Raw genomic sequence first — 21,436 nt, forward strand, 5'->3', positions numbered from 1 at the left:
GGACTCAACTAACGCTCCTGGTGCTTGGGGCCGAAGCCCTGGCCGTTCGTGTCAGTTCCCGCAGTGCGTCCCTGCTGGACACCGCGCCGGAGATTGCTCAGCCGGCCGCGGACGTCCTCGGGTGCACGGGAGACCATGGGGCCGCCCTGCGGAGTCTGCTGTGCGGTGCCCGGGACCAGGTTGGCCTTGGGGACCCGCCGGGGCAGGCCGGAGGGGGTGACTCCGCCCGCCTTGGGCTTGCGGGCCTGTTCGGCCCGCTGCCAGTTCTCGTCGTTCGTGGAGCGCCAGTCGGACTCCCCGTCCGGCGCCGGAGCGGAGGGCGCCGGCTGCGCCGGGAAGGCCTCCGCCGCCTGGGGCTCCGGCTGCGCCGGAACCGCCTGGCCGGACTGCTGCCACCCGCGGTCGCGGCGCGGCAGGCCCGCGTCGGTCACCGAGGAGTGCAGCGGGCCGGTGGTCGGACCCGGTCGGTCGAAGCCTACGCGGTCCGGGGCCTCGAAGGGGGCGGCTGCGGCGGAATCGGTCGCGGGCTGCCCGGGGAAGCCCTGCGGCTGGGCCGTCTGCGGCAGGTCGCCGGGCGTCGCCGTCCACTGCTCCTGCGCGTAGCCGTTCTGCTGCTGCCAGTCCTCCTGGGCGGCGTAGCCGTTCTGCGGAGCGGCGTACCCCTGCTCGGCGAAGGCGCCGTCGGTGTACACCGGCTCCTGGAAGCCGGGCTGGGCGTCGTAGCCGTGCTGCTCCTGGAACGGCTGGGCCTGCGGCTCCTGGAAGCCCTGCCCGTCGAAGCCGTTCGCGGGGAAACCGTTGTCCTGGAACCCGCCGTCCTGGAACCCGTTGTCCTGGAAGGGGGTCCCCTGGAACGCGGCCTCGGCGGCGGTCTCCTGGAAGACCTGCTCCTGCGCCTCGCCCTCGAACGGCGGGCGCTCCGCGGTGCGGTCGCCGGCCGCGGCCTCGAGCTGGGCGCGGCGCTGGTCGCGCATGAGCGAACGGCCGACCGGGTCGAGCGAGCGGGCGTCCTCCGGTGCCTCGGCGCGCTCGTAGCGCGAGTCGTCGAAACCGAGCTCCGCGGCGGTCGGCCCGTAGGCGGCGAACTGCGGGGTCTCGAGCTCCGGCACGATCCGGGACACGGTGAAGTCGTCGTCCAGCGGCAACTCCTCGCCACCGCCACCGTGGGTGATCGGCTCGGGGAGCATGACCAGCGAGGTGGTGCCGGCCTGCTCGCCGGACGGGCGGAGCTGGACGCGGATGCCGTGCCGGTCGGCGAGGCGGCCGACCACGAACAGGCCCATGCGCTTGGAGATCGACGCGTCGACGGTCGGCGGGTCGGCCAGCTTGTGGTTGATGTCCGCGAAGTCCTCGGCGGTGAGGCCGATGCCCTTGTCGTGGATCTCGACCATGACGCGGCCGTCGGGCAGCCGGGTGGCGGTGACCCGCACCTTGGTCTGCGGCGAGGAGAAGGTGGTGGCGTTCTCCAGCAGCTCGGCGAGCAGGTGCACGAGGTCGGTCACGGCGGTGCCGTGGATCTCGGTCTCCGGTATGCCGACCAGCTCGATGCGGTCGTACGCCTCCACCTCGGAGGCCGCGGCGCGGAGCACGTCGACCAGCGGGACCGGCTGGTTCCAGCGGCGGCCGGGCTCCTCGCCCGCGAGGACCAGGAGGTTCTCGCCGTTACGGCGCATACGGGTCGCCAGGTGGTCCAGCTTGAAGAGGTTCGCCAGCTGGTCCGGCTCCGCCTCGTTGTTCTCCAGGTCCGTGATCAGCGTCAGCTGGCGCTGGATGAGGCCCTGGTTGCGGCGGGAGAGGTTGGTGAAGATCGCGTTGACGTTGCCGCGGAGCAGTGCCTGCTCGGCGGCGAGCCGTACGGCCTCGCGGTGGATCTGGTCGAAGGCGCGGGCGACCTCGCCGATCTCGTCGTTGGAGGTGATCGGGATCGCCTGGACGCGGGTGTCGACTTTGCCCGGGTCGGTGCGCGAGAGCTGGTCGACCAGGCCGGGCAGGCGCTGCTCGGCGACCTCGAAGGCCGAGGTGCGCAGGCGGCGCATGCTGTTGCTCATGGAGCGGGCGACCATCGCGGCCACGATGAAGGCGATGATCAGCGCCACCAGCACGACGGCGGAGTTGACGATCGCGTCGATGCGGGCGCTGTTGGCGAGGTCGTTCGCGTCGCTGTACGCCTGGTCGGCCAGGTGCTGCTCGACGTTCTTGTAGGCGTCGAACGCGAGGGTGCTCGCGCCGAACCAGCTCTCGACGGTCAGGCCCTGGGACTTGAGCTGCTCGGGGCCCTGGCCGGAGGCGATCAGCTTGATCATGGTCTCGAGGTTCGGCGGCGCCTTGAAGGGCTGGCCCGCGTCCTTGGCCGCCTGGGCGGCCTGGGCGGCCTGCGCCTTGCCCTTCTCCAGGGCCGCGGCCTGCTCGTCGAGCAGCCGGCGGTAGTCCGCGTCGGTGCCGCCGCCCCGGTACTCCTCGAGGGCGACCTGCTGGAGGTAGGCGTACGAGGTGAAGGCGGTGAGCTGGAGCTGCAGCTCGCCGTCGGCCAGCTTGTCGCGGTCCTCGACCAGCAGGTGGGTGCCGATGGAGCGGGTCAGCGACTCGGCGGCCTTGGTCAGTTCGAGCGCGTAGAGGGTGCGGCCGTAGGAGGCGATGCTGTCGGTGCCGTAGCCCAGCTCGTTCGCGAGCTCCATCAGCGGGTGCTGGACCTCGACGTACTTCTCTTCGGTCTGCACGCCCGGGAGCTGCCGGGTGAAGGCCGTGTCGCGCAGCTTCGCCAGGACCTTCTCGCCCTCGCGGATGTTCTCCACGCGGCGCTGCAGCCGGTCGGTCACGGGCAGCTGGGCAACGGCCGCGTCGAACTTCGCGGCGGCCTGGTCGGTGGCCGCACGGGTCGCGACGACGTTCTTGTTGTCGGCGTCGCCGGCCAGCAGGGGAACCACGCTGAGGTCACGCTCGTTCAGGATGGCGTTCGCGTAGTCCACGGCCGCGCTCACGGCGCTGGCGGTGCGTACGGCGTCGTCCGCGTCCTGCCAGGTCTGCACCGAGCTCTGCACCCGGAAGCCGCCGAAGACCAGGGCGACCAGCACCGGGATGAGGAGGATGACGTTCAGACGGGTTGCCACCCGCCAGTTGCGCATGGCGAACCGGCTGCCCGGGCTCGCCACCGGCTCGGGAGCGGTGCCGGACTCGGGGTCTGTGGCCTGCGCCGTGCCGTACCGCGCAGGCGGGGTGAAATTGCCACGCGGGTGGTCCGCGGGACCCGGCTCTGCTCGCCTCGTGTTCCTCACTCGACCAACAACCTCTCGGCGACGGCGCGGGCGGCGCCGTTCCTACTCTCGGGTTTCGATGAATTCCAGCACGTCATGGGGGTGCTCCACAAACGTCCGGCGAGGACTGCGAACCCATGATCACGCGCCGGTTAAAACGGGCATAAGCGTAAAGCGGTGGCAATTCACCGGTTCGATGTGTGCGCAGTGAAGCCGACTGGGCGCGGGGGGTGTTCGGGTTGTTCCGATTCGCGGTCGAAACGTTATGAACAGAAGGACCGGCCATGTCAAAAGACACAGCCGGTCCCTACGCGAAGTGGCAAGCTGGAACGCTTACTTGAGACGAGCGAGCAGCGCGTGCTCCACGAGCGTGATGAGGCCGCTCTTCGCCTCGGCGCGGTGCCGGGCGTCCGTGGTGATGATGGGGGCGTCCGGGCCGATCTGCAGCGCCTCCCGGACCTCGTCGGGCGTGTACGGCTGGTGGCCGTCGAAGCCGTTGAGGGCGATGACGAACGGCAGGCCGCTGTTCTCGAAGTAGTCGACCGCGGGGAAGCAGTCGGCCAGCCGGCGGGTGTCGACCAGGACGACGGCGCCGATGGCACCGCGGACCAGGTCGTCCCACATGAACCAGAAGCGGTCCTGGCCCGGTGTACCGAACAGGTACAGGATCAGGTCGTCGTCGAGCGTGATACGACCGAAGTCCATCGCCACGGTCGTGGTGGTCTTGTCGGCCACGTGCGTCAGATCGTCCACGCCCGCGGACGCCGAGGTCATCACGGCCTCCGTGCGGAGCGGGTTGATCTCCGAGACCGCTCCGACGAACGTGGTTTTGCCCACGCCGAAGCCACCCGCCACCACGATCTTCGCCGAGGTGGTGGACCGGGCCGCGGGCGGCGCACCGTACGCCGCCTGCTGCCCCGGCCTAGAGCTTGCGAAGTCCACTGAGCACCCTTTCGAGCAGTGTCACATCAGGCTGTCCGCCGGCCTCGCCACTGCTCGGCTGGTGGATGGCGACCATACCGGCCTCAGCCAGGTCGGCCACCAGAATCCGGGCCACTCCCAGCGGGATCCCCAACAGTGCGGAGATCTCGGCGACCGACTTGATCTCCATGCACAGGTGGCAGATGCGCTGGTGTTCGGGGAGTAGTCCCTGGAAGGCACTCGCGTCCGCGCTGGTGCTGACCAGCGCCTCGATGGCGAGCTGGTAGCGGGGCCGGGTGCGACCACCGGTCATGGCGTACGGCCGCACCAGCGGCTGGTCGCCTTCATCCCCGTACGGCGCATGGTGGGGCGCGCCGTACGGGCCGGGCGAGGCGGGCGGCGGGGTCATGAATGGTCCTCCGGGTAAGAGCGGACGCGTGTCGCGAGTAGTCATGGGGCGTGCATTCGGCCGGGCTCCGGAGAGCTCAGCCCATCAGGCTGCCTTGGAGTTCTGCGCGCAGGTCGGGGGTGAGGACGGCGCCCGCTCGGTCGACGAGCAGGGCCATCTCGTAGCCCACGAGGCCGATGTCGCACTCGGGGTGCGCCAGGACGGCGAGTGAGGACCCGTCCGAGACCGACATCAGGAGGAGGAAGCCGCGCTCCATCTCCACGACGGTCTGGTTGACGCTGCCGCCCTCGAAGATGCGGGACGCGCCCGCGGTCAGCGAGGTCAGGCCGGAGGCCACCGCGGCCAGCTGGTCGGCGCGGTCACGGGGGAAACCCTCGGACATGGCCAGCAGCAGGCCGTCGGCGGATACGACCACGGTGTGGGACACCCCGGGGGTGTTGTCCACGAAGTTGGTGATCAACCAGTTCAGATTCTGTGCCGCCTGGCTCATCTGACTCAACTAACGCTCCTGCTGGTGAGTGGTGCCAAAGCCGCGGCCGTCGGTCGTTCCCGTACCGGCCTGGCGGCCCTGCTGGATACCGCGACGGAGGTTGGTCAGGCGTCCGCGCACGTCGTCGGGGGCCCGGGAAATCTGCGGACCGCCCTGTGGGGCTTGCTGGGGAGCACCGGCTCCCGGGACGAGGTTGGCCTTGGGGACCCGCCGCGGCAGACCGGAGGGGGTGACCCCGCCGGCGGACGGCTGGCGCACCTGACCGGCGCGCTCCCAGACCTCGTCGTTCGGCGAGGAGCGCCACGACGCCGGCTCGCGCCGCGGGGGCTGCGGCGGCTGCGTGGGCGGTGCCGGGTGCGCGGCCGGCGCGGGGTGCTCGGCGCGGGCCCGCTGCGGCGCGGGCTGCTGCGGGTGGTGCTGCGGCGCGGGCTGCTGCGGACGCTGCGGCGGCCGGGTGGGCGCTCCGGCGTTCATGCCGTTGCCGTTCAGCTGCGGGGCGGCCGGGCCGCTCTCGACGTGCACCTGCTGCATGCGCTCCGCTCGGCCGGTACGGAACCAGTCCGACTCGAGGGAGTCGAAGATCGGGCTGGGCTCGTCCGCGCGGATCGGGGCCGGCGGCAGTGCCATCGGCTCGCTCGCGGCCGGCAGCGGGTGCCGGTCGGCCTGCGGAGCCGCGGGACGCCGCTGCGGTATACCCGGCTCCTGGGCGTAGGCCCCGGAGTGCCGCGGACCCTGCGGGGCCGCCGGAGCGGCCTGCGGGGCCTCCGGCGCCTGCTGGTACTGCGGCGCTTGCGGGTACTGGGGCGCCTGCGGGTACTGCGGTGCCTCCGGCGCCTGCTGGTACTGGGGCGCCTGGGGAGCCTGGGGGGCCTGCGGGTACTGGGGCGCCTGCGGGGCCGCGGGGCGCTGGAAGACGTCGCTGCGGGTGAACTGGCCCTGCTGCTGCGGGACATGGCCACCGTGCTGCGGCATCTGCGGAGCCGGGGGCATCTGCGGGGCCTGCGGCGCCTGGGCGCCGCCGTACGCCGGCCCCGTGTGCGGCATCGCGTTGAAGTCCGGGCGCTCGAACTGCGCCGTGGAGTCCAGGTCCTCGTGACCGCGCGGCATGTCGGCCTCGGGGCCGTGGGCCGCGCCCATCGGCTGCGGGGCCGCCGGACGCTGCGGGGGAGCCGCGGGCCGCTGGGGCTGCTGCGGACGGCCCTGGCCACCGGGGACCTGCTCGTTGGCCCAGCTCGGGCCGGAGCGCTGCGGGCCGGGGGCCGCGGGGGCGCCGGGGCCGGCCGGACGGCCGCCCTGCGGGCTCATGCCGGGACCGGAGTTGAGGGCCGGACGGGCCCCGGAGCCGGAGACCTGGCCGCGCTGGCCACCGCGGTGCATGCCCGCGAGGCCCGTGCCGGCGCCGCCGCCCATGGCCGGCGGCGGAGGACCGCCCGCAGCCGCGGCGGGGGCACCGCCCGGCTGCTGGCCGCGGTTGCCCGCGCCCGGCTGCGGCTTGGCGCCGCCCTGGGTGACGTCCACCGGCAGCATGACGAGCGCGGTGGTGCCGCCCGAGTCGGACGGACGGAGCTGGATCCGGATGCCGTGCCGCAGGGACAGGCGGCCGACCACGAACAGACCCATGCGGCGGGAGACGGAGACGTCCACCGTCGGCGGGTTCGCGAGCCGCTCGTTGATGTCGGCGAGGTCCTCCGGGGAGAGACCGATGCCGGTGTCGTGGATCTCGATCAGCACGCGGCCGTCGGGCAGCGCGTGACCGGTGACCCGCACCTTGGTCTGCGGGGAGGAGAACGAGGTCGCGTTCTCCAGCAGCTCTGCGAGCAGGTGGACGAGGTCGTTGACGACTCGGCCGGTGACCTCGACCGCGGGCACCGAGGTGAGCTCGATGCGCTCGTACTGCTCCACCTCGGAGGCCGCGGCGCGGAGGACGTCGACCAGCGGGACCGGGCGGGTCCAGCGGCGGCCGGGCTCCTCGCCCGCGAGGACGAGGAGGTTTTCGCCGTTCCGGCGCATACGGGTCGCGAGGTGGTCGAGCTTGAAGAGGCTGGACAGCTGGTCCGGGTCGGCCTCGCGGGACTCCAGTTCGGAGATCAGGCTCAGCTGACGCTGGATCAGGCCCTGGCTGCGGCGCGAGAGGTTGGTGAACATCGCGTTGACGTTCCCTCGCAGCAGCGCCTGCTCGGCGGCGAGACGGACGGCCTCGCGGTGGACCTCGTCGAACGCGCGGGCCACCTGGCCGATTTCGTCGCGCGTGTGGATGCCGATCGACTCGACCGAGGTGTCGACGTCCTGCGGGTCGGACTCGGAGAGCTGCTTGACCAGCTCGGGCAGTCGCTTCTGGGCGACTTCCTGGGCGGTGTCCTGCAGCCGGCGCAGCGAGCGGACCATGGACCGGGCGACGACGAAGGCGCCGACGACCGAGATGCCGAGCACGAGGAGGATCAGCGCACCGCTGAGGATGGCCTCTTGCTGGGCCTCGTCGCGCAGCGTCAGGGCCTTCTGCTGCATCTGCTGCAGAAGGGTCTGCTCGATCTGGCCCATGACCTGGAGCTTGGTCTTGGCCGCGTCGTCCCAGTCCAGGTAGCCGCCCTGGAAGTTCTGGATGCTGGACTCGGACGCCGTGATGCGGGCGGCCTGGTCGTTGACGGTGTTGACGACGTCGTTGCCGCCGTTGAGGCCCTTGAGGAGGGTCTCGGCGTTCGACCGGCCGTAGATCTGGGTGAACTGCTTCAGCTCCGTGGCCTCGGAGCGGAAGGTGCCCTGGAGGTAGCGGAAGTCGTTGGAGCTGAGCTGGTGGTTGTGGGCCAGCGCGGCGCTGATCACGGCGCGCTGGATGGAGTCGAACTCCTTGGCGGCCGAGAAGGCCGCCAGCGCGCGGGTGCTGGAGATCATGTCCGGGTTTCCGGTCGCCTCGGCCATCTCCTGGGAGAGGTCGATCAGCGACTGGATCAGCTCGTTGTACTCGCTGGCGGTCTGCGCGATGTACTCGGGCTGCTCGTAGGCACGCTCGCGGATGGGACCCAGGCTGCCGAGCTGCCGGTTGATCGTGGTGATCGAGGCGTTGACACCCGTGAGGTCCGGCGAGACCTGGTTGGCGGCGTTGACGAACGCCGTGCGCGCGAGCTTGGTCTTCTCCCTCGCGGCCTCGATGTTGTCGTCGTCCTTGTCCACGGGCGTGCTGGACAGCGGGCCGGCGGAGACGTCTCGCTCCTCCTGGAGCGCGGCGGCCAGCTTGGTCGCCTGCTCCGTGAGGTCGGTCAGCGAGGTCATTGCCTCCAGCTGCTGCACGTTCTCCAGCGAGCTCTGGATGCGCAGCGCACCCAGCGTGGTCGCCGCGACCACCGGCAGCGCGAGCAGCGACACCAGACGGGTGCTGATGCGCCAGTTGCGCATGGCTATCCGGGAGCCGTGCTTCGGGCCGGTGCGCACACCACTTCCCGGCGTGACGTCGCTCTGCGCGCCCGCGGTTCCGGCGTCTGCGGTTTCCTCCCGGCGGGCAGGACCGTGTTCGGTCCCACCGCGCTGCTCCGGGTCGCCCGCAGCGCCGCCATCCCTCTTGAAACGTCCCTGCACTAGCGTCGCAACCTCTGGACCAGGCGTCCCCCGCACGGGCGGCAGGACGGTGTCGAGTCTTCGGAGTCCCGCCCTCCCCGGCGGATACCCATTGGCCGCCGCCGCTCGGCGATCGCACGCTCCCCCCTGCGCGCCGGCATCTGTTGATACGGCGGTCCGGGGAATTCCAGCACAGTGCCGGACGTCCAACAAGGGCCGACAGGTTTCGAGTGGAATACGTGACTCAGCGCGTCCGATGGATCACACGGTGTCGGTGCGCTTTCGGCTGTCTTCCGGCAATCCGGGCTTTCTCCAGGGGAGTTCGACCCCCTTGGTCGCTGCCCGGCTGCTGCCAACCGGGGGTGAAGAGTCCGGATGAGCCGTGATGTCGGATTCGAGGGCATCGGCCGGTCGACCGATTCGTCCTGCTTGTCCTCGCGTTCGTGAGGAAAATCACACGCTGTCAGTTGTATTGGGCATCCGGATCGGGGAATGGGCGCCGATAGATTGACGTTTGACACAGCCGTGTACTACGTCAACCGCGCCTTGCCAGGCGCCCGGTACAACACGAGGTTCTGACCGGCCCATGAAGACGACCATGATCATGCGACCCATAGCCAACCCGCGCCGCACCACCCTCGCGCACCTGACGGACGCCGAGGACACGCGGACCGCAGAGGTCGCCCCGGCCGTCGAGGCCACGGATGCGGTCGTGCTTCCCCGGCAGACCGCCAACCCCCGCCGCACCGTGCTGACGGAGCTGCCGACCGCCTGAGGCGCGGCTCGGCGGGCGGGTCGGGCAGCCACCCCCGGGATAACCTGGAGCGTCAGTCTCCGGCCAGTGAGGTGAGCTGCTTCCCGTGCGCATCGCCAGGTTCTCCATCGACGGCAATGTCGCCTTCGGCGTCGTCGAGGGCGACGAGTCCGTCCCGGACGGACTCGTCCTCGACATCATCAAGGGCATCCCGTTCGCCGAGTACGAGCGCTCCGGCACCAAGGTGCCGCTGAGCAAGGTCCGGCTGCTGCCGCCCGTGCTCCCCAGCAAGGTCGTCGCGATCGGCCGGAACTACGCCGAACACGCCGCCGAACTCGGCAACGAGGTGCCGGAGGTCCCGGTCGCCTTCTTCAAGCCGTCCACCTCGGTGATCGGCCCCGGCGACCCCATCGTGTACCCCTCCTTCTCGCAGGAGGTGCACCACGAGGCCGAGCTCGCCGTCGTCATCGGCCGGCTGTGCCGCGAGGTCCCGCGCGAGCGCGTCGCCGAGGTCGTCCTCGGCTACACCTGCGCCAACGACGTCACCGCGCGGGACGCCCAGAAGGCCGAGAAGCAGTGGGCGCGCGCCAAGGGCTTCGACTCCTCGTGCCCCATCGGCCCCTGGATCGAGACCGACCTCGACCTCGCCGCCGCGAACGACCTCGCCGTCACCGCGACCGTCAACGGCGAACTCCGCCAGTCCGGCCGCACGAGCCAGATGATCCGGTCCGTCGAGGACCTGATCGTCCACGTCACCGAGGCCATGACGCTGCTCCCGGGCGACGTCGTCCTCACCGGCACCCCGGCGGGCGTCGGCCCGCTCCACGTCGGCGACGAGGTCGCCGTCACCATCGAAGGCATCGGCACTCTCACCAACAAGGTGATCAAGCGTGACTAGCGCAGCTCCCGTACGCGTACGTTTCTGTCCCTCGCCGACCGGCAACCCCCACGTGGGCCTGGTCCGCACCGCCCTGTTCAACTGGGCGTTCGCCCGGCACCACCAGGGCGCCCTGGTCTTCCGCATCGAGGACACCGACGCCGCCCGCGACTCGGAGGAGTCGTACCAGCAGCTGCTGGAGGCCATGCGCTGGCTCGGCTTCGACTGGGACGAGGGCCCCGAGGTCGGCGGCCCGCACGCGCCCTACCGGCAGTCGCAGCGCATGGACGTCTACAAGGACGTCGCCGCGAAGCTGCTGGAGTCCGGCCACGCGTACAAGTGCTACTGCACCACCGAGGAGCTCGATGAGCGCCGCGAGGCCGCCCGCGCCGCCGGCCGTCCCTCCGGCTACGACGGCCACTGCCGCGACCTCACCGCCGAGCAGGTCGACGCGTACGAGCGCGAGGGCCGCGAGCCGATCGTCCGCTTCCGCATGCCCGACGAGACGATCACCTTCACCGACCTGGTGCGCGGCGAGCTGACCTTCACCCCGGACAATGTGCCCGACTACGGCATCGTCCGGGCCAACGGCGCCCCGCTCTACACGCTGGTCAACCCGGTCGACGACGCGCTGATGGAGATCACGCACGTGCTGCGCGGCGAGGACCTGCTGTCCTCCACTCCGCGCCAGATCGCGCTCTACCGCGCGCTCGCCGAGATCGGCGTCGGCAACGGCACCACCCCGCACTTCGGCCACCTGCCGTACGTCATGGGCGAAGGCAACAAGAAGCTCTCCAAGCGCGACCCGCAGTCCTCCCTCAACCTCTACCGGGAGCGCGGCTTCCTCCCCGAGGGCCTGCTGAACTACCTGTCGCTGCTCGGGTGGTCGCTCTCCGCCGACCGCGACGTCTTCAGCGTCGAGGAGATGGTGGCCGCCTTCGACATCGACGCGGTCAACGCCAACCCGGCGCGCTTCGACCTCAAGAAGGCCGAGTCGATCAACGGTGACCACATCCGCATGCTGGACGTGAAGACGTTCGTCGAGGCCTGCGGGCCGTGGCTGAAGGCCCCGTTCGCCGCCTGGGCGCCCGAGGCGTTCGACCAGGCCGCCTTCGAGGCGGTCGCGCCGCACGCGCAGACCCGTCTGACCGTGCTCTCCGACATCACCGACAACGTCGACTTCCTCTTCCTCGACACGCCGGTGGAGGACGAGGCGTCCTGGCAGAAGGCGATGAAGGACCCGGCCGCCGCCTCGGCGCTGCTGACCACCGCCCGGGAGAACCTGGCGGCCGCCGACTGGCATGCCGAGGCCCTGAAGGACGCCGTCCTCGCCGCCGGCGAGACCCACGGCCTCAAGCTCGGCAAGGCCCAGGCCCCGGTACGCGTCGCCGTCACCGGCCGCACCGTCGGCCTGCCGCTCTTCGAGTCCCTCGAAGTGCTCGGCCGTGAGCGCACCCTGGCCCGCGTCGACGCCGCCCTGGCGAAGCTCGCCGGCTGACCGCGGTACGCCGAACCGCCCCGGGCCCTCCACCAGGCGCCCGGGGCGGCACGCCTCCCGGACCACCTCGTGCGCCGCAGGACCAGGCCCCCGGTACCCCCGCTGCCCCAGCGCCGCGGGGTCGATCCCGTACGCGTCCGGCTGCCCGGCACCGGCACCTGGACGACGGTCCGCGACCACCTGGTGGACCGCTTCGGCACGGCGGTTCCGCCGGAACGGGTGGACGCCATGTTCGCGGCGGGGGAGGTGCACGGCGCCGACGGCCCGCTCGCACCCGACGCCGCCTACCACCCGGGCGGCCACGTCTGGTTCCACCGGGAGCTGCCGGAGGAGGTCCCGGTCCCCTTCGCGATCGAGGTGCTCCACCGCGACGACCGGCTGCTCGTCGTCGACAAGCCGCACTTCCTCGCCACCATGCCGCGCGGCGCCCACGTCGTGCAGACGGCGCTGACCCGGCTGCGCCACGACCTCGCGCTGCCCGAGCTCAGCCCGGCCCACCGGCTCGACCGGCTGACGGCGGGCGTGGTGATGTTCGTCGTCCGCCCCGAGCTGCGCGGCGCCTACCAGACGATCTTCCGCGACCGGCTGGTGCGCAAGGAGTACGAGGCCGCGGCCCGGCACGACCCCGCCCTGGTGCTGCCGCGCACGGTGCAGAGCCGGATCGTGAAGGAACGCGGTGAGATGGCGGCCCGCGAGGTCCCCGGCGAGCCCAACGCCCGCAGCCACGTGGAACTGCTGGACCACCGCGACGGACTCGCGCGCTACCGGCTCCGCCCCGAGACCGGCCGTACCCACCAGCTGCGGGTGCACATGAACGGCCTGGGCCTGCCGATCCTCGGCGACCCCGTCTACCCGCACGTCCTGCCGCCCGCCGCGCCCGGCGACTTCTCCCGTCCGCTGCGGCTGCTGGCCCGGGCGCTGGAGTTCGAGGACCCCGTGACGGGCGAGGCACGCCGTTTCGAGAGCCGCCGGACGCTGTTCACCGGGTGGCCGCCGGCCACCGGCACCCCGGACGGAGTACCGGGCTAGAGTCGGCATATGCCGATCCGCGCCGTGCTCTGGGACATCGACGACACGATCTTCGACTACTCCGGTGCCGAGCGGTCCGGCGCGCTGCGTCACCTCGAGGCCGAGGGTCTGCTCGGTGCGTTCGGCGGCGAGGAACGGGCGCTGCACACCTGGCGCGAGGTGATGGAGACGCACTACGCGCGCTTCCTCACCGGGGAACTGACCTTCATCGAGCACCGCAGGGAGCGCCTCCGGGCCCTCCTGGGTCCGTCCGTGCCCGACACCGAGGCCGACGCCTGGTTCGCGGCGTACTACGTGCACTTCGAGGCCGCCTGGGTGGTCTTCCCCGACGTCCTGCCGGCGCTGGACGCCCTCACCCCGCGATACCGGCACGGTCTGCTGTCCAACTCCAGCACCGCCCACCAGGAGCGCAAGCTGTCCCGGCTCGGGATCCGCGACCGCTTCGAGTGCCTGGTGTGCTCGCAGGAACTCGGGCACGCCAAGCCCGCGCCGGAGGCCTTCCTCGGAGCGTGCCGCGTGCTCGGGCTGCCGCCGGAGGAGGTCGCCTACGTGGGCGACAAGGCCGACACCGACGCGCGCGGCGCGGACGCGGCGGGCCTGTACGGGGTGTGGCTGGACCGTACGGGTTCCGTCACCGCGCCGGACCTGCGCCGGATCACCGGGCTCGGGGAGCTGCCCGCACTTCTGGCGGCGGATACTCGTTTTGGAGCCCCGTCACCGATCGGGTAATGTTCTTCCTGCGCCGCCCGGGCGGGCCGAAAAGGCCGGCACGGGAAGCGCGGCCAAACAAAACCCCCTGCGGGGGGTTGAGTTTTGGTGGGGTATGGTGTAATTGGCAGCACGACTGATTCTGGTTCAGTTAGTCTAGGTTCGAGTCCTGGTACCCCAGCGCAGATCTTCTGCAAAGCCCCCGTTGTGTAGCGGCCTAGCACGCTGCCCTCTCAAGGCAGTAGCGCCGGTTCGAATCCGGTCGGGGGTACGGATCTCTCTCGCAGGGATCGCTAGGGCCCCCGTTGTGTAGCGGCCTAGCACGCCGCCCTCTCAAGGCGGTAGCGCCGGTTCGAATCCGGTCGGGGGTACTTGACACACCATGGGGTATGGTGTAATTGGCAGCACGAGTGATTCTGGTTCATTTAGTCTAGGTTCGAGTCCTGGTACCCCAGCGCATTTCCTGAAGACTTGCCCCCGTTGTGTAGCGGCCTAGCACGCCGCCCTCTCAAGGCGGTAGCGCCGGTTCGAATCCGGTCGGGGGTACATGAGGGAGAGGCCCTCCGCTTCGGCGGGGGGCCTCTTCCGTTTCCGCCGGTCCCGGCCCCCGCCCGGCTCCTTCCGGGCGTTCCGGGTCACTCAACTCCGAAGCGGCGCCGGGACTCCTCGGCCTCGGCGAGCCGGCGCAGGCCCAGCAGCACGGGTTCGTAGAGCACGGTGAGCGTCACCGCGGCCGCCGCCTGTTCGAGCGGGGTGTCGTACGTCTCGACCAGATCCAGGTCGTGGACGGCCTGTTGGGCGGCGAGCCGCGCGTACGGCGCCAAGTGCCGTGCGCTGCTGGGGTATCCGAGGCGGGTCAGCGCGGCGACCGCCGTGACGAGCATCCGGTACGCGGGGGAGGGGCCGTACTCCTCGCTGCCGTAGCGCCAGCCGAGTTCGGTCATCAACCGGTCCACCTCGCGGCGGGCCGTGCCGGTCGCCGGGTCGTCCTCGTCGGGCTCCGGGCCGTGCGGCAGGACAAAGGTGGCGGCGCCGAGCCGCGTGTGCCGGCCGAGCGACTCGTCCTCGACCGCGGCGAGCACCTCGCGGGCGGTGGTCACCGGCACCTTGCCGACCTGGATCAGCGCCCGGACGAACCGCAAGCGGCGCAGGTGGTCGTCCCCGTACTCGGCCTGCGTGGCCGTCACGCGGCGGCCGGGCGGGAGCAGGCCCTCGCGCAGGTAGTACTTGATCGTGGCCGTCGCCACGCCGCTGCGTTCGCTCAACTCCGCCAGTCGCATTCCCTTGCGCCCTCCATCGGATAGTGGCACTATCTAAGCATGGATAGTGCCACTATCCAACACGACCGACAGGGGTTCCTCATGTCCGCGCAGGTGATTCCGGGCCGCAACACCGCCGCCGCCGAGGGGGGCATCGTGGTGTTCCTCATCGGGATGCGGATCAACCGCTTCCGGTCCCTCGGCAGCTGGCTGCCGGTCTTCCGTGCGATGCCCCGCATGCTGCGGGAGCTGTCGCAGGACGACGGGAGCGGGTTCCTGGGGTACCGGCTGCTGTTCGGCGGGCCCCGGGTGATCTACGTCGTCCAGTACTGGAGGTCCACGGAGCAGCTCTTCGCGTACGCCTCGCAGCAGGACAAGCAGCACCGGCCCGCGTGGGCGGCGTTCAACCGCCGCGCGCGGGCCGGCAAGGGCAGAGTGGGCTTCTGGCACGAGACGTACGCGGCACCGGCGGGCGCCTACGAGTCCGTCTACGTCGACATGCCCGCCTTCGGGCTGGGTGCCGCGACGGGCGTGGTCCCGGTGGGACGCCGGGGCGAGACGGCGGCCCAGCGGCTGAAGGCGGGTGAGGAGCGGGCGGCCTGAGGCCGGCGCCGGCTCAGCTGCTGCGGCGCAGCGACTCCGACAGCCGGGCCGCGGCGTCCACGACGGCCTGGGCGTGCATGCGCCCGGGGTGACGGGTGAGCCGCTCGATCGGACCGGAGACGGACACCGCCGCCACCACGCGGTTGGACGGGCCGCGCACCGGGGCCGAGACGGAGGCCACGCCGGGTTCGCGTTCGCCGATCGACTGAGCCCAGCCGCGGCGCCGCACACCGGAGAGCGCGGTGGCGGTGAAGCGGGCCCCCTGCAGACCGCGGTGGAGCCGCTCCGGCTCCTCCCAGGCGAGCAGGACCTGGGCCGCCGAACCCGCCTTCATCGGCAACGTGGAGCCGACGGGGACGGTGTCCCGCAGTCCGGACAGCCGCTCGGCGGCGGCCACGCAGATGCGGGTGTCGCCCTGGCGACGGTAGAGCTGGGCGCTCTCGCCGGTCACGTCCCGCAGGTGCGTGAGCACCGGACCGGCGGTGGCCAGCAGTCGGTCCTCGCCCGCGGCGGCGGCGAGTTCGGACAGCCTCGGACCGAGGATGAAGCGCCCCTGCATGTCGCGGGCAACCATCCGGTGGTGTTCCAGGGCGACGGCCAGGCGGTGTGCGGTGGGGCGGGCGAGACCCGTGGCGCCCACGAGCCCGGCCAGGGTGGCCGGGCCGGACTCCAGCGCGCTGAGCACCAGAGCCGCCTTGTCGAGAACGCCGACGCCACTACTGTTGTCCATGCAACGATACTCCCGTCTCACTCTGTGAAACGCAAGTTCAATTTTCCGGTGGACGCGGCACGCTGGAATGCACAGGGCCGCTGCGGCCACTCCCCACAAGGGCGCGGACACGCAGGGCAACGACGAACAGGCCGGCAGAGCGGCCGGTCGGAGGGAATGCGATGGCAAGGACACTCGCGGAAAAGGTCTGGGAGGATCACGTCGTACGGCGCGCCGAGGGCGAGCCCGACCTCCTCTTCATCGACCTGCACCTGCTCCACGAGGTCACCAGCCCGCAGGCCTTCGACGGTCTGCGGATGAACGGCCGCCAGGTCCGCAGGCTGGACCTCACCATCGCGACCGAGGACCACAACACCCCCACCCTCGACATCGACAAGCCGATCGCCGACCCGGTCTCGCGTACGCAGCTGGAGACGTTGCGCAAGAACTGCGCCGAGTTCGGGGTGCGGCTGCACCCGCTGGGCGACGTCGAGCAGGGCGTGGTGCACGTCGTGGGTCCGCAGCTGGGCCTGACCCAGCCGGGCATGACCGTCGTCTGCGGCGACAGCCACACCTCCACCCACGGCGCCTTCGGCGCGCTGGCGTTCGGCATCGGCACCAGCCAGGTCGAGCACGTGCTGGCCACCCAGACCCTGCCGCTGGCCCCGTTCCGGACCATGGCGATCACCGTCGACGGCGAGCTGCCCGACGGCGTCACCGCCAAGGACCTGATCCTGGCGATCATCACGAGGATCGGCACCGGCGGCGGCCAGGGCTACGTCATCGAGTACCGCGGCTCGGCCATCGAGAAGCTCTCGATGGAGGCCCGGATGACCATCTGCAACATGTCGATCGAGGCGGGTGCCCGGGCCGGCATGATCGCCCCGGACCGGACCACCTTCGACTACCTGCAGGGCCGTCCGCACGCCCCGCAGGGCGAGGACTGGGACGCCGCAGTCGCGTATTGGGAGACGCTCAGGACCGACGAGGACGCCGTCTTCGACCACGAGGTCGTCATCGACGCCTCCGAGCTGTCCCCGTTCGTCACCTGGGGCACCAACCCCGGCCAGGGCGCCCCGCTGAGCGCCGCCGTGCCGGACCCGGCCGGTTTCGAGGACCCCAGCGACCGGCTGGCCGCCGAGAAGGCGCTGGAGTACATGGCCCTGGAGCCCGGTACGCCGCTGCGCGAGGTGAAGGTCGACACCGTCTTCGTCGGCTCCTGCACCAACGGCCGCATCGAGGACCTGCGCTCCGCCGCCTCCGTCGTCAAGGGCCGCAAGATCGCCGACGGCGTACGGATGCTGGTGGTGCCCGGCTCGGTCCGGGTCGCGCTGCAGGCCGTGGAGGAGGGCCTGGACAAGGTCTTCAAGGAGGCCGGCGCCGAGTGGCGGCACGCGGGCTGCTCGATGTGCCTGGGCATGAACCCCGACCAACTGGCCCCCGGTGAGCGCTCCGCGTCCACCTCCAACCGCAACTTCGAGGGACGGCAGGGCAAGGGCGGCCGCACCCACCTGGTGTCGCCGCAGGTGGCGGCCGCAACCGCGGTCACCGGCCGCCTCTCGTCCCCCGCCGATCTGCCCGGCGCAGCCGTCCTGGAGGCCTGAGAACGATGGAAGCTTTCACCACGCACACCGGGCGCGCCGTGCCGCTGCGCCGCAGCAACGCCGACACGGACCAGATCATCCCGGCCCACTGGCTGAAGAAGGTCACCCGCAACGGCTTCGAGGACGGCCTGTTCGAGGCCTGGCGCAAGGACCCCGAGTTCGTGCTCAACCGGCCCGAGCGCCAGGGCGCCACCGTCCTGGTCGCCGGCCCGGACTTCGGCACCGGCTCCTCCCGCGAGCACGCGGTGTGGGCCCTGCAGAACTACGGTTTCAAGGCCGTCATCTCGTCCCGCTTCGCCGACATCTTCCGCGGCAACTCGTTGAAGAACGGCCTGCTCACCGTGATCCTGCCGCAGGAGACGGTCGAGGAGCTCTGGCAGCTGACCGAGGCCGACCCCACGGTCGAGATCACCGTCGACCTCCAGGACCGCGAGGTCCGCGCCGGGGACGTCACCGCCCCCTTCGAGCTGGACGACAACGCCCGCTGGAGGCTGCTCAACGGCCTGGACGACATCAGCCTCACCCTGAAGCACGAGGCCGACATCGCCGCCTACGAGGCCGAGCGCCCCTCCTACAAGCCGCAGACCCTGCAGGCCTGAGCGGTCCGGCCGCCCCGCGGCCGCCCTCCGGCCCCACCTCCGCAGCGCCCCCCGCCCCCACCGGGCGGGGGGCGCTGCGGCGTGTTCGGCTCCACACCTCGTGACAACTCACCGCAGATGACACAATCGGCACATGGAACACGATGGCCAACTCGAGCTGTACGGGTTCCTCGCTGCCAGGTTGAAGCAGGCCCACACCCGGGTGGCGGGTCTGCAAGTGCCGGAGGACGTCAGGATGCAGTTGACCCGGCGGCTGCTTGTCATCACCGCGGCCGCGAAGCACGATCTCGCGGGTGCGGCAAGGCGTCTGGAGGAACTGATGAAGGACCTCGACGAAGGCCGATTCCCCGATCAAAGGTCTTCCTGAGCCCTGAGTTCGTTGCGGCACAAGGGTGATTCGCCCGTTTCGTATTTGATTTGCGGTATATATCCGCCTAGCGTGCGAAAAAGCCCGAACTTCATCGCCGGGCAAGTTTCCGAAGGGGAAGACGTGAACAAGGCGCAGCTCGTTGAAGCGATTGCCGACAAGCTCGGCGGCCGTCAGCAGGCCGCGGACGCGGTCGACGCCGTCCTGGACGCGATCGTCCGCGCGACGGTCAGCGGGGACCGGGTCTCGGTCACCGGCTTCGGCTCGTTCGAGAAGGTGGAGCGTCCCGCCCGCTACGCCCGCAACCCCCAGACCGGGGAGCGGGTCCGGGTCAAGAAGACCTCCGTCCCGCGCTTCCGCGCCGGTCAGGGCTTCAAGGACCTGGTCAGCGGGTCGAAGAAGCTCCCCAAGATGGGAGAGGTCTCCGTCAAGAAGGCGCCCAAGGGCAGCCTGAGCGGAGGCGTCACCGCCAAGGCCACCACCAAGAAGGCCGCCGCGAAGAAGACCACGGCGAAGAAGGCCGCCACCAAGGCGGCCACGGCCAAGAAGACCACCGCCGCCAAGACCACGGCCAAGAAGACCACCGCGGCCAAGGCGACGACGGCGAAGAAGGCGACCGCCAAGAAGACCACGGCGAAGAAGGCGACCGCCAAGAAGACCGCCCCGGCCAAGAAAGCGCCCGCCAAGTCGGCGGCCCGGAAGACCGCCGCCAAGCGGACCGCGAAGCGGTAACGATTCCGCGGCCCCGTACACGCCGACGGGCCGGGCACCCCGACTCAGGGGTGCCCGGCCCGTCGGCGTGTACGTCGTGTGCTCAGGCCCCCGGGTCGGGGAAGGTCTGCAGCGTCACGAACACCACCCGGCGCCCGTCCCCGCTGCCCTCCGTGCGGATCCGCACGCGTTGACCGGGCCGCAGCAGTCGCAGGCCCCCGGCGTCGAACGCCGCCGCGTCGAACGGCAGCGGCGTCCCGTCGTCCAGCAGCACGCTGCCGGCGCGGGTCTCGGGGTCGTAGGTGTACGCGGTGGCCTGCATGGGCCTCAGCCTATCGGGCACCGCCGCCCGGGGCCGGTGCCCCCGCGGCCGGGCACCCGGCCGGGCCGGGTGCCGTGGACCCGTCCTGCGGCGCCGCCCGAAGTCCCGGCAGCAGCAGCGCCCGCGTGTGCGGCCCGGCGCCCAGCAGCAGGGCGGCGGCCAGGTCCTCGCCCGTATCGACGTCCCGGCGCACGGAGTCCACGTCCGGCAGGGCGATCTCACGGGCGCCGGAGGCCCGGTGGCGGGCCCGCGAGGGCCCCCCGAAGGCCGGCGCGAGGGCGGTTCCCGCGGTCGCCGCCAGCAGCGTGGTGCCGATTCCGGCCGCGTCGGCCAGAAACGACCGCCCTGGGCGCCGCGCGGCCGCGCGGAGCACCGCGGCCAGTTCGGCGGGCCGCAAGGCCGGGAGATCGGCGTTCAGGGCCGCCACGGCGGCGGTGGGGTGGTGCCGGCGGACCGCTTCGGCGCCGTGCCGCAGCGCGGCGTTGAGGCCGGCCGCCGGCGAGTCCGGCACGACGCGCGCCCCCAGGGCCGCCAGCGCGGCCCCGGCGAGCGGGTCATCGGTGACGACCGTCACATTTCGTACCGCCGCGCAGGCCAGCGTGGCGGCCACCGTGTCCTGCGCGAAGGCCAGGGCCAGCCCGGGCCGCACGGGGCCGACGGCCTCCGCGAGGCGGCTCTTGGCGGCGGCCAGCGGCTTCAGCGGGACGACGAGCGACCATTCCACGGGTGGCGACACCGAACTATTGTGCTCGGGTCCCACGGGCCCACCGCCACCCTGCCCCAACCCCCCTTCCCGGCGGCCCGCCTCCGGGTGCACGATCTCCCTGGCACGTGCCCTGGCCCCCCGGCCCGGCGCCCGCGCCGGGGGCGCGCCCCCCGAGGGCCTTTCGCCCTGGCGTTACGGTGGCCCTTCCGGCGACACTTGTGCGGCCGCACCGGCCGTACGGTGCCGCCGACCACAGCAGGCCGCGGTCCGGTGATCCCGGGCCGGCGGCGGAACGAGGAGGAGTTCTGGTGTCCCGCCGCAGAATCGGCTTCTGGTACCGGCTCGCAGCCGTCATCGCCAAACCGCCGCTCGTCGTTCTCTTCAAGCGGGACTGGCGCGGAATGGAGCACATTCCGGTCCAGGGCGGATTCATCACGGCGGTCAACCACAACTCGTACCTCGACCCCCTGTCGTACGCGCATTTCCAGTACAACACCGGACGGGTCCCCCGCTTCCTGGCGAAGGCGCCGCTGTTCAAGCCCGCCTTCGTCGGCGCGGTCCTTCGCGGCACCGGCCAGATCCCCGTGTACCGGGAGAGCACCGACGCCGCCAACGCCTTCCGCGCCGCGGTGGACGCCATCAACTCCGGCGAGTGCGTCGCCTTCTACCCGGAGGGCACGCTGACCCGCGACCCCGAGATGTGGCCGATGGTGGGCAAGACCGGCGTGGCCCGGGTCGCGCTGATGACCAAGGCCCCCGTGATCCCGGTCGCCCAGTGGGGCGCCAACGAGGTCATGCCGCCGTACGCCAATGACAAGAAGGTCCGCCTCTTCCCGCGCAGGACGCTGCGGGTCGTCGCCGGACCGCCGGTGGACCTGTCGGCCTTCCACGGCCAGGAGGCCAACGCCGAGGTGCTCAGGGACGCCACCGACACCATCATGGCCGCGGTCAGCGAGCTGCTGGGCGAACTGCGCGGTCAGACACCGCCCGCCGAGCGCTTCGACCCGCGCAAGCAGAAGGGGACCACCAAGTGACGACGCGCTGCGCGGTCTACGGCGCGGGCTCCTGGG

General features: G+C 71.5%; 20 protein-coding genes and 5 tRNA genes. 16 read left to right on the top strand and 9 right to left on the bottom strand.

Features of this window, described 5'->3' with window-relative positions; genetic code table 11:
* Window positions 1–8 precede the first annotated feature (8 nt).
* The 5 genes from ACFZAU_RS25715 to ACFZAU_RS25735 all read right to left on the bottom strand — a co-directional run bounded on the left by ACFZAU_RS25715 (window position 9) and on the right by ACFZAU_RS25735 (window position 8,641).
* Window positions 9–3,122 (bottom strand): sensor histidine kinase, encoded by a 3,114-nt coding sequence (locus ACFZAU_RS25715; protein ID WP_500554139.1) that lies wholly within the window; start codon window positions 3,120–3,122, stop codon window positions 9–11.
* 462 nt (window positions 3,123–3,584) lie between these two features.
* Window positions 3,585–4,193: a GTP-binding protein gene (locus ACFZAU_RS25720; RefSeq protein WP_500465155.1), complete on the bottom strand. Its 609-nt coding sequence runs from the start codon at window positions 4,191–4,193 to the stop codon at window positions 3,585–3,587.
* A complete protein-coding gene (locus ACFZAU_RS25725; protein WP_018562062.1) occupies window positions 4,174–4,581 on the bottom strand; it encodes a DUF742 domain-containing protein in 408 nt (135 codons plus the stop codon). The genes ACFZAU_RS25720 and ACFZAU_RS25725 overlap by 20 nt, the downstream gene beginning before the upstream one ends.
* A 76-nt stretch (window positions 4,582–4,657) precedes the next feature.
* The gene (locus ACFZAU_RS25730; RefSeq protein ID WP_018562063.1) at window positions 4,658–5,071 is read right to left on the bottom strand and encodes a roadblock/LC7 domain-containing protein; all 414 of its coding nucleotides are present in this window, start codon (window positions 5,069–5,071) and stop codon (window positions 4,658–4,660) included.
* Window positions 5,072–5,080: 9 nt separating this feature from the next.
* Entirely contained in the window at window positions 5,081–8,641 is a 3,561-nt protein-coding gene (locus ACFZAU_RS25735) for a sensor histidine kinase (protein WP_500554140.1), read from the bottom strand.
* A 565-nt stretch (window positions 8,642–9,206) separates the two neighbouring features.
* Between ACFZAU_RS25735 and ACFZAU_RS25740 the strand changes: the two genes are divergently transcribed.
* The 10 genes from ACFZAU_RS25740 (at window position 9,207) to ACFZAU_RS25785 (ending at window position 14,032) form a co-directional block, all read left to right on the top strand.
* Entirely contained in the window at window positions 9,207–9,395 is a 189-nt protein-coding gene (locus tag ACFZAU_RS25740; protein ID WP_499602236.1) for a hypothetical protein, read from the top strand.
* An 85-nt stretch (window positions 9,396–9,480) separates the two neighbouring features.
* Window positions 9,481–10,272 (top strand): fumarylacetoacetate hydrolase family protein, encoded by a 792-nt coding sequence (locus ACFZAU_RS25745; protein WP_500554141.1) that lies wholly within the window; start codon window positions 9,481–9,483, stop codon window positions 10,270–10,272.
* Complete coding sequence (gene gltX / locus ACFZAU_RS25750) at window positions 10,265–11,749, top strand: glutamate--tRNA ligase (RefSeq protein ID WP_500554142.1); 1,485 nt, start codon at window positions 10,265–10,267, stop codon at window positions 11,747–11,749. Before ACFZAU_RS25745 ends, gltX begins: the two co-directional genes overlap by 8 nt.
* A 69-nt stretch (window positions 11,750–11,818) precedes the next feature.
* Entirely contained in the window at window positions 11,819–12,778 is a 960-nt protein-coding gene (locus ACFZAU_RS25755; protein WP_500554143.1) for a pseudouridine synthase, read from the top strand.
* Between the two features lie 9 nt (window positions 12,779–12,787).
* The gene (locus ACFZAU_RS25760) at window positions 12,788–13,507 is read left to right on the top strand and encodes an HAD family hydrolase (protein WP_500554144.1); all 720 of its coding nucleotides are present in this window, start codon (window positions 12,788–12,790) and stop codon (window positions 13,505–13,507) included.
* 88 nt (window positions 13,508–13,595) lie between these two features.
* Window positions 13,596–13,667, top strand: a tRNA-Gln gene (locus ACFZAU_RS25765).
* Between the two features lie 17 nt (window positions 13,668–13,684).
* Window positions 13,685–13,757 (top strand) — tRNA-Glu (locus ACFZAU_RS25770).
* Between the two features lie 27 nt (window positions 13,758–13,784).
* Window positions 13,785–13,857, top strand: a tRNA-Glu gene (locus ACFZAU_RS25775).
* A 12-nt stretch (window positions 13,858–13,869) separates the two neighbouring features.
* A tRNA-Gln gene (locus ACFZAU_RS25780) sits at window positions 13,870–13,941 on the top strand.
* A gap of 18 nt (window positions 13,942–13,959) precedes the next feature.
* Window positions 13,960–14,032: transfer RNA gene (locus tag ACFZAU_RS25785), tRNA-Glu, on the top strand.
* Between the two features lie 89 nt (window positions 14,033–14,121).
* Here ACFZAU_RS25785 and ACFZAU_RS25790 read toward each other — a convergent pair.
* Window positions 14,122–14,766, bottom strand: a complete 645-nt coding sequence (locus ACFZAU_RS25790; protein WP_500554145.1) for a MerR family transcriptional regulator — start codon at window positions 14,764–14,766, stop codon at window positions 14,122–14,124.
* Window positions 14,767–14,847: 81 nt separating this feature from the next.
* Here ACFZAU_RS25790 and ACFZAU_RS25795 point away from each other — a divergent pair, with 81 nt between their 5' ends.
* Window positions 14,848–15,348, top strand: a complete 501-nt coding sequence (locus tag ACFZAU_RS25795) for a DUF4188 domain-containing protein (RefSeq protein WP_500554146.1) — start codon at window positions 14,848–14,850, stop codon at window positions 15,346–15,348.
* A gap of 13 nt (window positions 15,349–15,361) precedes the next feature.
* On the opposite strand, the gene ndgR is transcribed toward ACFZAU_RS25795, so the two are convergent.
* Window positions 15,362–16,078 (bottom strand): IclR family transcriptional regulator NdgR, encoded by a 717-nt coding sequence (ndgR, locus tag ACFZAU_RS25800; RefSeq protein WP_499602225.1) that lies wholly within the window; start codon window positions 16,076–16,078, stop codon window positions 15,362–15,364.
* A gap of 161 nt (window positions 16,079–16,239) precedes the next feature.
* Between ndgR and leuC the strand changes: the two genes are divergently transcribed.
* From leuC to ACFZAU_RS25820, 4 genes are all read left to right on the top strand, one after another.
* Entirely contained in the window at window positions 16,240–17,661 is a 1,422-nt protein-coding gene (gene leuC, locus ACFZAU_RS25805; protein WP_500465163.1) for a 3-isopropylmalate dehydratase large subunit, read from the top strand.
* Window positions 17,662–17,666: 5 nt separating this feature from the next.
* Window positions 17,667–18,260 carry a 3-isopropylmalate dehydratase small subunit gene (leuD, locus tag ACFZAU_RS25810; protein ID WP_500554147.1) on the top strand — a complete coding sequence of 198 codons (594 nt, stop codon included), beginning with the start codon at window positions 17,667–17,669 and terminating at the stop codon, window positions 18,258–18,260.
* Between the two features lie 133 nt (window positions 18,261–18,393).
* Window positions 18,394–18,627, top strand: coding sequence for an SCO5555 family protein (locus ACFZAU_RS25815; protein WP_018562075.1), 234 nt, complete (start codon window positions 18,394–18,396; stop codon window positions 18,625–18,627).
* Window positions 18,628–18,750: 123 nt separating this feature from the next.
* Window positions 18,751–19,359 carry an HU family DNA-binding protein gene (locus tag ACFZAU_RS25820; RefSeq protein WP_500554148.1) on the top strand — a complete coding sequence of 203 codons (609 nt, stop codon included), beginning with the start codon at window positions 18,751–18,753 and terminating at the stop codon, window positions 19,357–19,359.
* An 82-nt stretch (window positions 19,360–19,441) separates the two neighbouring features.
* Here the strand turns inward: ACFZAU_RS25820 and ACFZAU_RS25825 are convergent, their stop codons facing one another.
* On the bottom strand, window positions 19,442–19,660 hold the full coding sequence (locus ACFZAU_RS25825) for a hypothetical protein (protein WP_018562077.1): 219 nt from the start codon (window positions 19,658–19,660) through the stop codon (window positions 19,442–19,444).
* Window positions 19,661–19,670: 10 nt separating this feature from the next.
* Window positions 19,671–20,384, bottom strand: coding sequence for a 2-phospho-L-lactate guanylyltransferase (gene cofC / locus ACFZAU_RS25830; protein WP_500554218.1), 714 nt, complete (start codon window positions 20,382–20,384; stop codon window positions 19,671–19,673).
* Window positions 20,385–20,674: 290 nt separating this feature from the next.
* Here cofC and ACFZAU_RS25835 point away from each other — a divergent pair, with 290 nt between their 5' ends.
* A complete protein-coding gene (locus tag ACFZAU_RS25835) occupies window positions 20,675–21,400 on the top strand; it encodes a lysophospholipid acyltransferase family protein (RefSeq protein WP_500554149.1) in 726 nt (241 codons plus the stop codon).
* The last annotated feature ends 36 nt before the right edge of the window (window positions 21,401–21,436 follow it).

This window comes from Streptomyces sp. NPDC008238 (assembly GCF_042956445.1).
Taxonomy (GTDB): Bacteria; Actinomycetota; Actinomycetes; order Streptomycetales; family Streptomycetaceae; genus Actinacidiphila.